The sequence below is a fragment of the Helicobacter sp. 11-8110 genome, assembly GCF_003288905.1.
Taxonomy (GTDB): Bacteria; Campylobacterota; Campylobacteria; order Campylobacterales; family Helicobacteraceae; genus Helicobacter_D; species Helicobacter_D colisuis.
On sequence record NZ_NHYL01000001.1, the window covers coordinates 225,215 to 240,445 of the forward strand.

The following is a 15,231-nucleotide window of genomic DNA, read 5'->3' on the forward strand; positions in this document are numbered from 1 at the left end:
CTAAACTCTTCCTCTTTCATACATTTCGCGCATTTTCTTTTTCTCTAATGCTTTGCGTTCTTGATCTACTAATTTTTTATGATATTTTCCCAAATCAAATCCCAAAATCATTACAAGCTTACTTGCAACAAAAATAGAGCTATAACTCCCCACAATCGAACCAACCAACATTGGCAAACTAAAGCCTTTGATAATCTCTCCACCAAATAAATAAAGTGTTAAAACAACAAAAAATACCGTAAGAGAAGTGAGCATTGTCCTAGATAGTGTTGCAGAAAGTGCTTCATTAACTACTGCTTTTAAATTATTACTTGCTCTTATTCCAATTGTTTCGCGAATACGATCAAAAATAATAATAGTATCATTGATGGAATAACCAATCAGTGTTAAAAGCGCAGCAATCACCTCCAAACTCAAATCCACATCAAACAAAATCACCGCACCAGCAGCAATCACAATATCGTGAATCAAAGCCAAAATACTCGCTAAAGCAAAGCGCCACTCATAGCGATATGCCACATAAGCCATAATAGAAATAATTGCAAAACTTAAAGCCAAAATCCCTTTTTCTCTTAGTTCATCTCCAACTTTTGGTCCTACAATATCCACACGCCTAATCTGAAAATCTCCAGTATCTTTCAAAAGATTCGTAACTTCCTCACCAATATCTTGATTAACACTAGAAGTTGCCGTAGCAAGTCTAATCAAAATCTCTTCAGGGCTTCCAAATTCACTTACTTGTGCGCCTTGAAACTCTTCAACACTTTCTAACCTTTGGCGTATTTCCGCTAAAGGTGCTTCTTTTGAATATTGTATTTGAATAATTGTTCCACCTGCAAAATCCACACCCAAAGTAAAACCAGGCTTAATAAACAAAACCAAAGATCCAATAAATAAGATTAAAGAAAGCACAATCCCATAATTAGACATTTTAACAAAGTCATAAATTTTGTTGTGTTTAAAAAAATCCATTAAGCACCTCTTTTCTTATAACCAAACCAAAGAGAATAATTGCCTGATTTGATGATTCTATTTTGCAATAATCTAAAGATTCCGTGAGTCCCAACAATTGCTGTAATCACTGAAGCAATAATCCCAATACTCATTGTGATTGCAAAGCCCTTAATCGCGCCTGTTCCAAACATATAAAGTAAAACTGCAGCAATTAAAGAAGTTAAGTTTGAATCAAAAATCGCCCTTGAAGCATTGGCATAACCATTTTCCATTGCCTTAATGAAATTTTCCCCTGCTCTAAAGCCCTCTCTAATCCGTTCATTAATAATCACATTAGCATCCACTGCCATACCCACGGTTAAAATAATTCCAGCCATTCCAGGTAAAGTCAATGTCGCGCCAAAAAGCGCCATTACCGCAATTACCAATAAAATATTAATCACCATTGCAATATTAGCGATAATTCCTGCAATGCCATAATAAAAAATCATAAACACCACAACTAGCACCGCTCCACTAGCTAATGCAATCATAGAAGCCTTAATGCTATCAGCACCTAGGCTTGGACCAACACTGCGTTTTTCTAGCAAAGTAATAGGTGCAGGCAAAGCTCCACTACGCAATGCAATAGCAATATCGCTTGCTTCTTGCACACTAAAGCCCCCACTAATTTGTCCGCTACCTCCTCCAATTCTCTCACGAATCACTGGCGCAGAATAAACTTTGCCATCTAGCACAACTGCCATACGATTCCCTACATTTTTTCCAGAAAAATCCCCAAAGATTTTCCCTCCCTGTGCATTCAAGGTAAAATTAATAATAGGTTGCCCATTTTGATCATAAGCCGCCCTTGCATCAGTAAGCATTGCACCATCTAAAATCGGAATAGCTTTAAGCAAGATTTTTTGATTGGGATCGTTAATAAAGGGCAATATCACATCACCATAAGATTCTGCTTCTAGCTCTGTTATAGTATGCACTCGTGCATTTCTTGATTCATCTACTGCCATCATCTGTAAATGTCCGCCCTTAGAAATCAAATCCAAAGCCCTTTGCTCATCTTCTTGAGTTTTGATTCCGGGCAATTGCACAAGAATTGAATCAGTTCCCTGCTTTGTTACGCTAGGCTCGGATAATCCAAATTGATCCAAACGATTACGGATATTACCAATTGCTTGTTCAATTGCATAATTTTCAATATTGATAATTTCTGCTTCTGTGAGGGTAATAGTATATTTTAAACCATTTTCTATGACATTTAAACCTTGAATCTCTTTAAGATAATTGTCAATTTTTTCTTTTTCATTAGAATCAAGCAACTCAAACACGACACTTTCTAAATCTACTTTTAAGCCATCTAGTAAAATCTGCTCTTCTATGGCATAGTAGTTTATACCTGAAGCCAAAGAAGCATAGCGCGTCTTAACCGCTTCTTCAGTTTTAACGCCCAAAAGCAAATTCAAGCCTCCTTGCAAATCAAGCCCTAGTGTAATTTTAGGTCCTTGAGTTTGAAACAAAGAGGGAATTGATAAAATAATCCCAAATAATGCTGCTATGATAAAAGAAAATAATTTAGTATTAAAACTCTTTTTCATTTTATTTTATTCGGCTTTTTTGGCAACATAATCTTTTGCTAATTTTACGATAGTATCTTCATTCAAACGCACCATAAAATAATCTTCCTCGCGTTTAACCACTTCTGCAATAAATCCGCCAGTTGTAACAATCTTATCCCCTTTGCTCAAAGAAGCAATCATTTCTCTATGATTTTTGGCTTGTTTTTGTTGCGGACGAATAATCAAAAAATAAAAAATCGCAATTAAAACCACCAAAGGCAAAAGTTGTGTAAAGATATTTCCAGCATTTTCCATAAGTGCTAACCTCTCTTAAATAAAATTAAACGAAGATTCTACCATTTATTTACTAATGATTTGCTAATAAATACCATTGTTTTTATTTTTTAGATAACTTTTTGATTAAATTTTAACTCCAATCCAATAAAAAAATTATCTCTAAGCTAAGAATCCAAAAAAGGATTCTTTTTGCTTAATGGTGTGTTACTTTATCTCTAATAAAAAAGAAAATACTTCCTAAAATACCAGCTGTAAGAGAAGCAATCAAAATAGAAATTTTTGCCACATCCGTTGCTACAAGAGCGTGTTCGCCACTAAAGGCAAGGTTAGTTACAAACATTGACATAGTAAATCCAATTCCGCCTAAAGCCCCAGCACCAAAGATTTCTACCCAAGTAACACCTTTTGGACGCGCTGCGATTCCAAACTTTTCTGCCAAGAAAGTAAAAAGGAAAATACCCAATGGCTTCCCAATAACCAAACCACAAAAAATACCCAAAAACACATGATCCACACCAAAATCAATATTAGACCCAATACTAACCCCTGCATTTGCAAAAGCAAAAATAGGCATAATAAGATAATTAGAATAAGGTGCTAAAGCGTGTTCTAATCGCAAAAGTGGATTTTGCACTGCATTTTTGTGTTGGGCGATATGATGCAAGGCTTCAATTTGTTCGTTTTGCAATAAGATTCCATCTTTTTTCTTTTGCGCTTCTTGGAAATTACTAATCACTAATTTAATTTTATCCATAAAATCTAAAGTATCCATTTTGGGCGCAACAGGAATAGTAAAGGCTAAAACAACCGCTGCAATAGTCGCGTGAATACCACAATTATGAACAGCAAGCCACAGACCAACACCCAAAATCATATAAGGGGTTAGTGCTTTTACTCCCATTTTATTAAGCATAACCAAAACCGCGACAATCCCAGCAGCAACTGCCAACCAACCAAAACTAATCCCACTAGAATAGAACAATGCAATCACAATAATCGCACCCAAATCATCAGCCACCGCTAAAGAAACTAAAAATACTTTAACAGAAATAGAAACTCTTTTGCCAAGCGCTGATAAAACTCCCAAAGCAAAAGCAATATCTGTCGCCATTGGAATTCCAAATCCGTGTTCAGAAGCACTTCCAGCATTTAGAGCAAAATAAATAATCCCAGGACCAATCATACCCCCTAAAGCAGCAATGACAGGCAAGGCTGCTCTTTTAAACCCTGCTAACTCACCAAACAACACTTCGCGTTTGATTTCTAAGCCCACAACCAAAAAGAAAAATGCCATTAATACATCATTAATCCAATGCTCCAAGCTCATTCCAATAAAAGTGCCATTAACATCAAATCCCACTTTACTTTTCCAAAGTGCCGCATAACCCTCTGCTAAAGGTGAGTTTGCAACAATCATTGCCAAAACAGCACAACAAAGCAACAAAACTCCCGCAAACGATTCACTTTGAGTGATTTTTTTTAGGCTAGACATAAAGCCATTTTGATTTTCTGCTTCCATTTATTCCCCTATAACTTCAACTAATCTTCCTTCACCCTCTGTATAAAAGACAAAACCTCTCACAGGTTTTTGCAAAATTTCTCCCACACTTTGCATATACTCTAGCACTTGCGTCGCATAAGATTCCCTTTGCGCTCCGCTTTTATAGTCAATCACAAACGCCTCGTTTTCTCCGATAATCAAGAGATCCAAGCGTTTTTGTCTGCCATTGGATAAAAAAGGAATTTCACATTTTACCTTTCCTTTAGCTAGAATTTCAATAAAATGAGAATTTTTTAAGATTTTTTTACAATGTTTAATCACATTTTTTAAGCTTTCTCTCTCCATTAAAAAGCCCATTTTATTGCACAAAATCTCCAAAAGCACCGAATCATCTAAATTATTTTTTATTTTTTGCTCCATTACAAAATGCAACGCCACACCATAATAAATCCCTTGAATCTTACCTTCTTGCACTTCTTTTTGAATCACCTGCATTTTCTTTTGTGTGCCCAAAGACACCAAACTCTTTTTACAACTTGCTTCTTCAAAAAATACTTGTTCTTCTTTTTTGGGTAAATTTGTAGCTTCTTTGACTTCTTGTAATGCTTTTTTTAAATCCCCTCTTTGTAAATTTTCTAATTCTAAAGAATCAAAGCGCCCTTTTTCACTCAAAAGCATAATATGCATCGTATTTTTAGCGCGTGTCAAAGCCACATAAAGCTGATTTTTTAAATCCTTTTCTTTTAAAATCTCTTCCTTAAAAATCGCCTTTTGATAGGTTTTATCCAAGCTTTTTCTTAAATCATTGCTTTTTTGAAACACCCTTTGAATCTCCACGCCATTTTCTTTGAATTCAAAAAAGACATTATTATAACGACTTCTAGCCTTATTATCATCAATCACCAAAACATGATTAAATTCCAAGCCTTTAGATTTATGGATTGTCATTAGCCTAATCCCTGAACACTCACTTGAAACAATATCTGCTTGTAAGCTTTCAACTTTTTCTAGTAGCTCCCCCACACTTGCAAACCCCAAGGCATATTCCAAAAACTTCTTAGCACTCAAACTAGAAATCTTAAAACTTTGCATCACTTGTAGCAAAATCACTGCTGGTGGATTCTCCAAAATTTCAAAATGCCGATCCAATGATTCTTTTTCTAATCCCAATAGCATAAAAAATTCCTCACAAAACAAGGGATTTTTAGAATCTAAATATTTCAAAAACTCAATCAAAGCGCGCACTTCATTATGAAATACTAGCTTTGCACTCGTATCCATTACGACCTTAAAACCACTAGTTTCCAAGTATTCTGCTAACTCCACCACCCAATCATTATCAAAAAGCAAAATAGCAATCTCTTCTTCTTTAGCACCAAGCTCCAAAAGCTCCCTTAAGCATTTTGAAATCTCTTCTTTATCTGATTCATTTTTGACAACCCTCACAAAGCCCTCTTGATGGCTATTAGCTTCTTGAGAGACAAAGCCATCTATTTTGTTGCTAAAGACTTCATTGACAAACTCCACAAGATTCTTAGCACTCCGATAATTCTTTTGCAAACTCTCTTGCTTCATTCCATCAGCAGCAATTTTAAAAAGATTTGGATTACCACCCCTAAAGCGATAAATAGACTGCTTAATATCTCCCACATAAAAGAAACTACGCAAAAACTCTTTAACACCCTTACCGCTTTTGATTTCATCAATCATAGGCTTTAAAATCTCATATTGCAAAATACTTGTATCTTGAAATTCATCAATCAAAATGTGGCTAATGGTGCTATCAAGTCTAAAATACAAAAATTCCTTATCAAAGTTTTTTTGTAGCAAAAGCTCATAAACCTTTGAAGTTACCGCATTAAAACTCAAAGTATTGCTTTGTTTATAATACTTCTCTTTGGCTTCTAAATAAACTTGAAAAATTTCATACAGATTCCTAAGATATTGCGATTCTTCATCTAAATACACTCCCAAAAGCGCTTCTTTTAGACTTTCAAAATCTCTCTCATCAAAAGGAATCTTTCCAAATCCCCTAAAATCAGTTATTTTCTCTTTTGTAAGCCAAGTTTTACCCTTATGCAACAAAGAATTAAAATCGCTAAAATCCATCGGATTAGAAGTCTTACTCTCACTCTCACTCTCACCCTTACTCTTTTTATATTCTCGCTGAAGTCTATAAGCATATTCCATTGCTTGTTCTTTATCGCCCTTTTGTGCTTCATAGACAAAAAATCCCTTTTTAAGCATTTCTTTAAAAGAATCAAGAAAAGAACAAAGCGACAAAACACTATCGATACTCTTTCTCCCTTGGGCGCAAAAAAGCACGATTCTCTCAAAGGCTTCATCACTCAAAAGTTCCAAAAAAATCTCTGTAATTGCTTCAAAATCCTCATTTTGAATTTCAAAATTATTTTCAACCCCCACATACCAGCAAAAGCTCTTTAAGATTCTCTGAAAAAACGAATCAATTGTCGTAATTTTCAAATCTTCACGCAAAAAACTATAATAAATTTTTGTAATCTTTTGCTCAATTCCCTCCAAATCATTTATACTAATAAACTCAAGTTGTTTAATATATTCTCTATCATTTTTTCTTTGATAGATTTCTTGAATGCTCTTAACAATGCGTTCTTCCATTTCCTTTGCTGCTTTTTTAGTAAAGGTCAAAGTCAAAATTTCTGAAGGCTTAGCACCCAAAAAAAGCAGTTCAAGATAACGCGAAACCAAACGATAAGTTTTCCCACTCCCCGCACTTGCATTCAAACACAATAAGGCACTTTCCATTGTATTTCCTTATAAAATTTGCATCATTATAACATTAATTTAAGAATCCTAAAAGTTGATTGACATATACTAAAGATTTGTTATATAATATGCTAAAAGTTTATAGAATTTATTATTTTTTAAGGAATGGCAAATGTCAAAAAGTCTTTATGAAACACTTGAAGTCTCTTCAAATGCAACAAGCGAAGAAATAAAAAAGGCTTATCGTCGCTTAGCACGAAAATATCACCCAGACATCAATAAAGAAAAAGATGCCGAAGAAAAATTCAAAGAAATCAACGCAGCCTATGAAATCTTAAGCGATGAGAAAAAACGCAAACAATACGATCAATTTGGCGATTCAATGTTTGGCGGACAAAATTTCCACGATTTTGCAAGAGGGCAAGGCAATGTGGATTTAGATGATATTTTAAGTCAAATCTTTGGCGGAGGCGGATTCTCTCAAGGCACAGGAAATTTTGGCGGTTTTGGTGGATTTAGTAATTTTGGCGGTTTTGGGGGATTTAATCAAAAAAGCCAACCCAATCTTGACATTACCGCACAAATCACTATCCCCTTTAGCACCGCGATTCTTGGAGGCAAACACAATGTAAGCCTACAAAACCAAAACTTTGATGTTAAAATCCCAGCAGGAATTAAAAATGGCGAAACCATAAGGCTAAGAGGAAGAGGCAATACAATGGGAAATCAAAGCGGTGATGTTTTGCTAAAAGTCTCTGTTGCTCCACACCCACAATACACCCAAGAAGGCGACAATCTCACCAAAAAGTTTGATTTACCTCTAAAAACCGCACTTTTTGGTGGCAAAGTCGAGATAGAGACACTTTATAAGCCTATCACACTAAAAGTTCCTAAAAACACCAAAAACAACCAACGATTCCGCGTAAAAGAGCTTGGAGCTTATAATCGCAAAAGCAAAATCTATGGAGATTTATACCTAGAAGCTAATATTATTTTACCTGACATTGATTCACTCCCAAAAGAGCTTGTTGAATCGCTTGAAAAATACCTATAAGGAGCGCCAATGTATAGCTATGATGAACCCGTTTATCTCATCAGTGTAGTAGCAAAGATTCTCTCAATCCACCCCCAAACGCTACGACAATATGAGCGTGAGGGCTTAATAGAACCAGGCAGAACCGATGGCAAAATGCGCTTGTATTCCCAAAGAGATATTGACAAGATAAAAACGATTCTAAGACTAACGCGCGATTTAGGCGTGAATCTAGCAGGAGTGGATATAATCTTGCGCCTTAAAGACAAGCTTGATGAGCAAGATAGAGAAATTGAAGAATTGCAAATCCACCTAGAAAAACTCAAAAGCAATCAACCAAGTAGATCCGTTACCAAAAAGCAAAGTTCTTATGAAATCATCATTTTCAAAGAATAATGCCAAGCATTAAAGCAACAACAAAGGCAAATACACCACACATTGCCTTTGCAAATCTTACAATCACTCAAATTCCACTCTACAATAAATATTGCTTTTAATCTCACTCTACCGCTTTTTCACAAGAATCACTGCAAAACACCAAAAAGACGCACCAAGAAAAATAGATTGTTACAATAATTACTAGAAATTAAAAAATCTCCATACAATTATATATGTTATGTTGCATCTCATTTTATTTAAGTGTAAGATAGATAGCATAAATAATTTAAATTATTTATCATCTTTGATTTAAGGATTAGATATGCAAGAAAATCTTACAAGATCACAAAGGATTCGATCTATCATCGCTGCAAGTAGCGGAAATTTGGTAGAATGGTATGATTTTTATATTTACGCATTTAGTGCAGTGTATTTTGCACACAAATTCTCTGGATCACAAGATCCAACAATACAGCAAATTTCAGCATTTGGGATTTTTGCCCTTGGATTTTTGATGCGACCCATTGGATCTTGGGTTTTTGGATCATTAGCAGACAAAATCGGTCGTAAATCTTCTATGGTTTTTTCTGTTATCCTTATGGCACTAGGATCTTTTATGATAGCCGCTATCCCCTCCAAAGAAACAATAGGTGATTTTGCTATTTTATTATTACTTGTCGCAAGATTAATCCAAGGCTTGAGTGTCGGAGGCGAATATGGCATAGCCGCCACTTATCTAAGTGAGCTTGCAAGTAAGGGCAATAGAGGTTTTTATTCCTCTTTTCAATATGTAACTCTCATAGGCGGACAGCTTTTAGCGGTAGCTAGTATTTCTATTATGTTGCTATTTTTTACCAACGAGCAAATGAATGACTATGCGTGGAGAATCTTATTTGTAATTGGGGGCTTATTAGCACTTGGATCGTTGTTTGTGCGATCTATTATGAATGAGAGTGCGACAAAACTACACCATCACGAAGACAGAGGGACGCTAAAAGCACTTTTTAAAACCTCTTGGAAACAATTTTTATTTGTTGTAGGGATCACCGCAGGAGGTTCTTTAGCGTTTTATACAATCACAACTTATGTAAAAACCTTTATGATTAATAGTGCAGGAATCGATGCAACCACTTCAAACCACATTATGCTTATTGCATTATTCCTTTTAATGGTTATGCAACCAGTTTTTGGGGCCTTGGGAGACAAAATAGGACACAAAAACTTCTTAATGATTTTTGCAGTCCTTGCCTTATTCCTACTCTATCCTTTATTTTCAGCCTTAAAAGGCACACAAAATAGCATACTCATCTTTTTAGTTGTTATAGCACTTTTTACAATCTTGAGCTTTTACACTTCAGTAGCAGGGATTTTCAAAGCCAAGCTTTTTCCAGAGCATGTCAGGGCTTTAGGAACAGGATTTGGTTATGCGATACCCAATGCGATTTTTGGAGGTTCTGCACCTTATGTGGCATTACAATTCAAAAACGCCGGTATTGAAAATGGATTTTTCATCTATCTAGCAGTGATGATGTTCTTTATCTTAGTCGTTTCTATCTTTATCCCAAAAGAAAGTGAGCTAGAATGATTATACTTGAGGGTTTTTCAACCCTCGCTAAACCATTAAACTTACTTCACACAAATATACGATATACTAAGCTACACATTACATACCACAAAGGAGGCGTATGCACTACATTTCTAAGCCATTACAAGAATTTTTACACACATATACATTACCAAACCCCACGACACAATCCCTTAACACATTTAAAGAACACTTAGATCATTTTTTAGCCCAATGCCACAAACACACCGCGCAAGATACAAGCGAGAGTGAGGAATTTCAAAAGAACCTTATTGCAGATTTTTTAAAACAAGCATTTAGCTACCCAAAAATCAACACAAAACATAAAATCGATCTTGCCATATACGAAGATGATGAAGTCAAGACATTTTTTGAAGTCAAATCCATAGCCAACAAAAGCGAATTCCCCAAAAGCACCCAATCCCTAGATTCCAAAGCCTTGTATGAAGCCCTGCTGTATTATATGAGAGAACAAAACGAGGGAAATAACAACCTCAAATGTATTCTCTTATGCAATGTAGAATCTTTTTATCTCATCAGTGCCAAAGAGTTTGAGAAACTCTCCCAAAACAAAGAATTGCAAAAAGCCTACAAAAATGTCGACAAAAAGCAAGGCAACGACACAAGCACAAAAAAATTCTATCAAAAAGCCCAAGAAATCCTAAGCACACTTGATATGGAGATGACTTTTACACATTTTGGGATTAAAGACACCGAGCCTGTCTTGCTATATCAAGTCTTTAGCCCACATCTGCTACTTGGCTACAAAACCCACATCGATAGCAATGTGCTAAACCAAAACTTCTATGAAGAGCTACTATATATCTTGGGATTAGAAGAAACAAAAGATGGCGCCAACAAACTCATCAAACTTAGCGACACGCCAAACACCCTAAGCTACGCGATAAGAGAAAATTTAGGGCTAGATTGCGTGCGAGATTTTGAGAGCATATTTGAGCTTATCATCACATGGAATAACCGCCTTTTATTCTTGCGTTTGTTAGAATCTATGCTGCTAAGCTTCAAACATATCCCAAAGCCCTTTTTGGATTCAAGCGTGATAGAAAGCTTTGCCAAGCTAAACACACTCTTTTTTGAGATTCTCGCACTTAGAGAAAATGTCCGCAAAAGCATACCAAAAGAGCTAGATTCTATCCCTTACCTGAACTCAAGCCTATTTGACAAAACCGAGCTTGAAAAGCAAGGCAAAGAAATCAAGCTTTTAGATTCAAAGCCATTAGCACTTTATAAAAAATCAATCCTCAAAGACACCAAAAAGCCCCTGCCACTTTTAGAATATCTCTTTGACTTCCTAAACGCTTATGACTTCACCACCACCCCAAAAGACATACAAGACAATGTCAAAATAAACCACGACAAACTTATCAACGCCGCCGTATTGGGGCTAGTCTTTGAAAAGCTAAATGGCTATAAAGAAGGCAGTTTCTACACGCCAAGCTTTATCACAAACTATATGTGTAAGCAATCCCTGCAGCAAGTCGTGATACAGAAGTTTAACACCGCCAAAAATTGGGATTGCAAAGATTTACAATCCCTAAAACTAAGGCTAGATAAACTCACAGATTCACCTGATGGCTACAAAGAAGCAAATGAGATATTTGATTCCATAAAAGTATGCGATCCAAGCGTAGGAAGCGGACATTTCCTCGTTTCTATGCTAAACAATATGATAGAGCTAAAATTCCACCTAAAAATCCTTTGTGATGAAAACTTTGAACGCCTAAAAGACATACAACTACGCCTAGAAAACGATGAGATTGTGCTACAAGATTCTACAGGCAACCCACACATCTACCAAATCCCAAGCCACCAAAACATAGAATCCCACAAACTCCAAAAAGCCATATTCCACAACAAACGCACACTTATAGAATCTTGTCTTTTTGGCGTGGATATAAACCACAATTCTTGCGAAATCACAAAGCTAAGACTTTGGATAGAGCTACTGAAATATAGCTACTATATCTTTGAAAATGGCAAAAACACAAACACCCTCCAAACCCTCCCAAACATAGACATCAACATAAAATGTGGTAATAGCCTTGTAAGTAATATAGCCCTAGATATGACAAAAGAAAGCCTAGAAAAAGATTTAAAAAATAGACTAAATAGTAATGCCACTCTAGAATTTGCAAATGAGATTTTATCCACAATCAATGATATACAAAATAAGCTCCCAAACACCATACAATCTTATAAAGATGCCGTAAATGCTTACAAAAATGAGACAAATGCTGAACTAAAATCACTCCATAAGCAACAAATCCAAGATACACAAAAGTTTATCATCTCTATATTTCACAAAACAAGTAAGGCTTACCAAGATTTCAAAAATACCTTATCTAGTTACCTGCAATGCTATGGCTACAATGGTATTGATAATGCTACTTTACAAGGTAAAAGCTTAGATTCTGCCTTGAAAACAACTCTAAATGAATATATAATCGCCTTTAATTTCCATAAGAGCCTAGACATACCCAAAGAACCAAAAGGTTTTGTAGAAAAAGAGCTTATAACCCTTATAGATTCTATGCAAGAATATGAAAATCTCACGCACGATACAAACACCTTTGAATGGCGCTTTGCATTCCCAGAAGTGCTAGATAACAATGGCGATTTTTTGGGCTTTGATTTAGTCATCGGCAACCCACCTTATATCCGCCAAGAAGAGATAAAGCACCTAAAGCCACATCTAAAAAAAGCCTTTAGTATCTACAAAGGCACGAGCGATATTTACACCTACTTTTTTGAGCAAGGCTACAAGATTCTAAAGCCAAAGGCACTCCTATCTTTTATCACGAGCAACAAATACACGCGTGCAGGCTATGGCGAACCTTTGAGGGCATTTATCCTAGCAAACACACAGATTCTACACTACATTGACCTAAATGGCTTAAAAATCTTTGATTCTGCCACCGTGGATACAAGTATCATCACTTTTGCAAAGACACCGCCAAGCCAAGATAGCTTTGACTACCTAGCACCTACACAGCCTAGCCTAGATACAGATGAGCTACACGCACAGCCTTTGCACCAAAGTAGCCTAAGCAAAGATTCTTTTATATTCCAAGACCAAGCAAACCAAGCCCTAAAGGCAAAGATAGAAAGCCTTGGCACACCGCTAAAAGAATGGGACATTTCTATAAACTATGGAATCAAAACAGGCTACAATGAAGCCTTTATCATAGATAGCGCAAAAAGAGAGGAGATTCTAAACAACTGCAAGGATAAAAGCGAGAAGACACGCACAAGCAAACTCATCAAAAAAATGCTACGAGGTAGAGACATCAAACGCTATGGCTATGAATGGGCGGGATTGTGGCTTATAAATACGCACAATGGCTACCAAGATTCCAAAGGCAATAAGATTCCGCCTATTGATATAAAGGATTATCCAACGCTAAAAGCTTATTTTGATGAGATAGGAAAGAATCACAAAGGAAAAGGCAAGGGGCTTTTTGATAGAGAGGATCAAGGTATCACGCCTTATAATCTTAGAAATTGTGCATATTTAGAGGAATTTGAAAAAGAAAAGATTGTATGGGCAGAAATGACAAATGCACCATCTTTTATATACGATAATAATAGTTTCTTTATTAATCAAACTTGTTATTTTTTGATTCACGAACACAATAAATATTTATTAGGAATCTTAAATAGTAACCTGATTCATAATTATATGAAAAGCATATCATCAAATTTAGGCGATGGTGCTTTTAGATGGATTAAACAATATATAGAAAAACTTCCTATTCCCAAAATAGATTCTACAAACAAAGCCCTAAGCGATGAGATAATAAGCCTAGTAGAGCAAATTTTAGATTCCAAAGCCAAAGACCCTACAAAAGACACCAAAGAGCTAGAATCTCACATAGATTCTCTAGTCTATAAACTCTACAATCTAAATGAAAAAGAAATAAAATTATTGAAAGGGATAAATGATTAATATAAGCGAGGATAAACTTAAAACTATAAGTGGGAATAAACTTAAGACTATTGGGAGAAAAATAAAGAATAACGAAGAACTGACAAATGAGGAACAAGATTGTTTGTCTTATTGGTTAAATTTACATTTTAAAGTTATGAAAAAGATGAACAATCATTTATCGATTAAGTTAAAAAAACTAAAGATAAGAAATTACATTATAGCTAAAAGAACCAAAAGATTAGAATCTATTTCCTTTAAATTGCAAAGATATCCAAATTTGGCTCTTGATAGAATACAAGATATAGCTGGAATGAGAATTATATGTGATAGTATAGAAGATGTTAATTTAATAAGAGATGAACTAAAAAAACATTATCAAAAAAATACTAATGTTTTTAAATATAATAGCATGAGTGATGATATAAATAAACCCAAAGATGATGGTTACAGATCATGCCATTTGATATTTACAAATATTGAAACGAAATGCAAAGTAGAAATTCAGATTAGAACAAAATTACAACATTCATGGGCAACAGCTGTTGAAATTATAGATATGGGAAATAATTCTAAAATTAAACAAGGTAATGGAGGGGCTGTCTATAAAGATTTTTTTAGGTTAAGCAGTGTTTTATTCTCATATCTAGAAAAAACAAATGTTATGGAGCAATATAAAAGTTACGATTTAAAAAAAACATATTATTTTTTAAAAAAATTATATACAAAACACAATATATTAGAATTTCTCTCCGCATTAGTGATTTCAAATGAGCATATTATTAGAAATGCTAGTAAAAAATTTTATTTTGTAATTAGTTTGAATTATAGTGAAAAAAAAATTCATATTGATGGCTTTTCAAAAGATAACTTAGATAGCGCGAGAAAACATTATAACGATCTAGAAAAAAATAACAATATTGATGCAGTATTGGTTTCTTTGGATAATCAAAAAAAAATTAAACAAGCCTATCCTAATTATTATCTTGATAGTAGTGTTTTTATAGAAAATATTACAAAAAATGAAGATACTATAAAATATTCCTTTTACGAGAAGTTGTGCTACCATGTCTCGTATATTTATAAATATATTAAAACTCCAAATATAAAGCAAATCTTATAAAAGAAGTAAAATTGGTTATCAAAAAGCTAAAAGTTTATATTATGAAAATAAACTACACAAGAAAACCGCACAAAAAAACTCCATAGTGCCAAACTAGCCTTTGGCTAGACAAA

10 protein-coding genes are annotated in these 15,231 nt (G+C 34.8%); 5 read left to right on the top strand and 5 right to left on the bottom strand.

Annotation, left to right across the window (positions count from 1 at the left end; translation table 11 throughout):
* From secF to CCY98_RS01075, 5 genes are all read right to left on the bottom strand, one after another.
* Positions 1–972 (bottom strand): protein translocase subunit SecF, encoded by a 972-nt coding sequence (gene secF, locus CCY98_RS01055; protein ID WP_112056756.1) that lies wholly within the window; start codon positions 970–972, stop codon positions 1–3.
* Positions 972–2,549 carry a protein translocase subunit SecD gene (gene secD, locus CCY98_RS01060; RefSeq protein ID WP_112056757.1) on the bottom strand — a complete coding sequence of 526 codons (1,578 nt, stop codon included), beginning with the start codon at positions 2,547–2,549 and terminating at the stop codon, positions 972–974. Before secD ends, secF begins: the two co-directional genes overlap by 1 nt.
* Before the next feature lie 6 nt (positions 2,550–2,555).
* Entirely contained in the window at positions 2,556–2,825 is a 270-nt protein-coding gene (gene yajC, locus CCY98_RS01065; RefSeq protein WP_112056758.1) for a preprotein translocase subunit YajC, read from the bottom strand.
* A 175-nt stretch (positions 2,826–3,000) separates the two neighbouring features.
* Positions 3,001–4,326, bottom strand: a complete 1,326-nt coding sequence (gene nhaA, locus CCY98_RS01070) for a Na+/H+ antiporter NhaA (protein WP_112056759.1) — start codon at positions 4,324–4,326, stop codon at positions 3,001–3,003.
* Positions 4,327–7,092 carry a RecB-like helicase gene (locus CCY98_RS01075; RefSeq protein ID WP_112056760.1) on the bottom strand — a complete coding sequence of 922 codons (2,766 nt, stop codon included), beginning with the start codon at positions 7,090–7,092 and terminating at the stop codon, positions 4,327–4,329.
* Between the two features lie 133 nt (positions 7,093–7,225).
* Between CCY98_RS01075 and CCY98_RS01080 the strand changes: the two genes are divergently transcribed.
* The 5 genes from CCY98_RS01080 to CCY98_RS01100 all read left to right on the top strand — a co-directional run bounded on the left by CCY98_RS01080 (position 7,226) and on the right by CCY98_RS01100 (position 15,118).
* Positions 7,226–8,107, top strand: coding sequence for a DnaJ C-terminal domain-containing protein (locus tag CCY98_RS01080; protein WP_112056761.1), 882 nt, complete (start codon positions 7,226–7,228; stop codon positions 8,105–8,107).
* A 9-nt stretch (positions 8,108–8,116) separates the two neighbouring features.
* Positions 8,117–8,482 carry a helix-turn-helix transcriptional regulator gene (locus CCY98_RS01085; protein WP_060661812.1) on the top strand — a complete coding sequence of 122 codons (366 nt, stop codon included), beginning with the start codon at positions 8,117–8,119 and terminating at the stop codon, positions 8,480–8,482.
* A gap of 304 nt (positions 8,483–8,786) precedes the next feature.
* A complete protein-coding gene (locus CCY98_RS01090) occupies positions 8,787–10,049 on the top strand; it encodes an MFS transporter (RefSeq protein WP_112056762.1) in 1,263 nt (420 codons plus the stop codon).
* A gap of 100 nt (positions 10,050–10,149) precedes the next feature.
* Positions 10,150–14,016, top strand: a complete 3,867-nt coding sequence (locus CCY98_RS01095) for a TaqI-like C-terminal specificity domain-containing protein (protein ID WP_112056763.1) — start codon at positions 10,150–10,152, stop codon at positions 14,014–14,016.
* Positions 14,009–15,118, top strand: a complete 1,110-nt coding sequence (locus CCY98_RS01100) for a RelA/SpoT domain-containing protein (RefSeq protein ID WP_112056764.1) — start codon at positions 14,009–14,011, stop codon at positions 15,116–15,118. Before CCY98_RS01095 ends, CCY98_RS01100 begins: the two co-directional genes overlap by 8 nt.
* Positions 15,119–15,231 lie beyond the last annotated feature (113 nt).

What these genes read in the sequence shown, in the direction of transcription:
- yajC (WP_112056758.1), bottom strand. Translation starts at nt 2,825, where the DNA reads ATGGAAAATGCTGGAAATATCTTTACACAACTTTTGCCTTTGGTGGTT.
- CCY98_RS01075 (WP_112056760.1), bottom strand. Translation starts at nt 7,092, where the DNA reads ATGGAAAGTGCCTTATTGTGTTTGAATGCAAGTGCGGGGAGTGGGAAA.
- CCY98_RS01080 (WP_112056761.1), top strand. Translation starts at nt 7,226, where the DNA reads ATGTCAAAAAGTCTTTATGAAACACTTGAAGTCTCTTCAAATGCAACA.
- CCY98_RS01100 (WP_112056764.1), top strand. Translation starts at nt 14,009, where the DNA reads ATGATTAATATAAGCGAGGATAAACTTAAAACTATAAGTGGGAATAAA.
- nhaA (WP_112056759.1), bottom strand. Translation starts at nt 4,326, where the DNA reads ATGGAAGCAGAAAATCAAAATGGCTTTATGTCTAGCCTAAAAAAAATC.
- CCY98_RS01085 (WP_060661812.1), top strand. Translation starts at nt 8,117, where the DNA reads ATGTATAGCTATGATGAACCCGTTTATCTCATCAGTGTAGTAGCAAAG.
- secF (WP_112056756.1), bottom strand. Translation starts at nt 972, where the DNA reads ATGGATTTTTTTAAACACAACAAAATTTATGACTTTGTTAAAATGTCT.
- CCY98_RS01090 (WP_112056762.1), top strand. Translation starts at nt 8,787, where the DNA reads ATGCAAGAAAATCTTACAAGATCACAAAGGATTCGATCTATCATCGCT.
- CCY98_RS01095 (WP_112056763.1), top strand. Translation starts at nt 10,150, where the DNA reads ATGCACTACATTTCTAAGCCATTACAAGAATTTTTACACACATATACA.
- secD (WP_112056757.1), bottom strand. Translation starts at nt 2,549, where the DNA reads ATGAAAAAGAGTTTTAATACTAAATTATTTTCTTTTATCATAGCAGCA.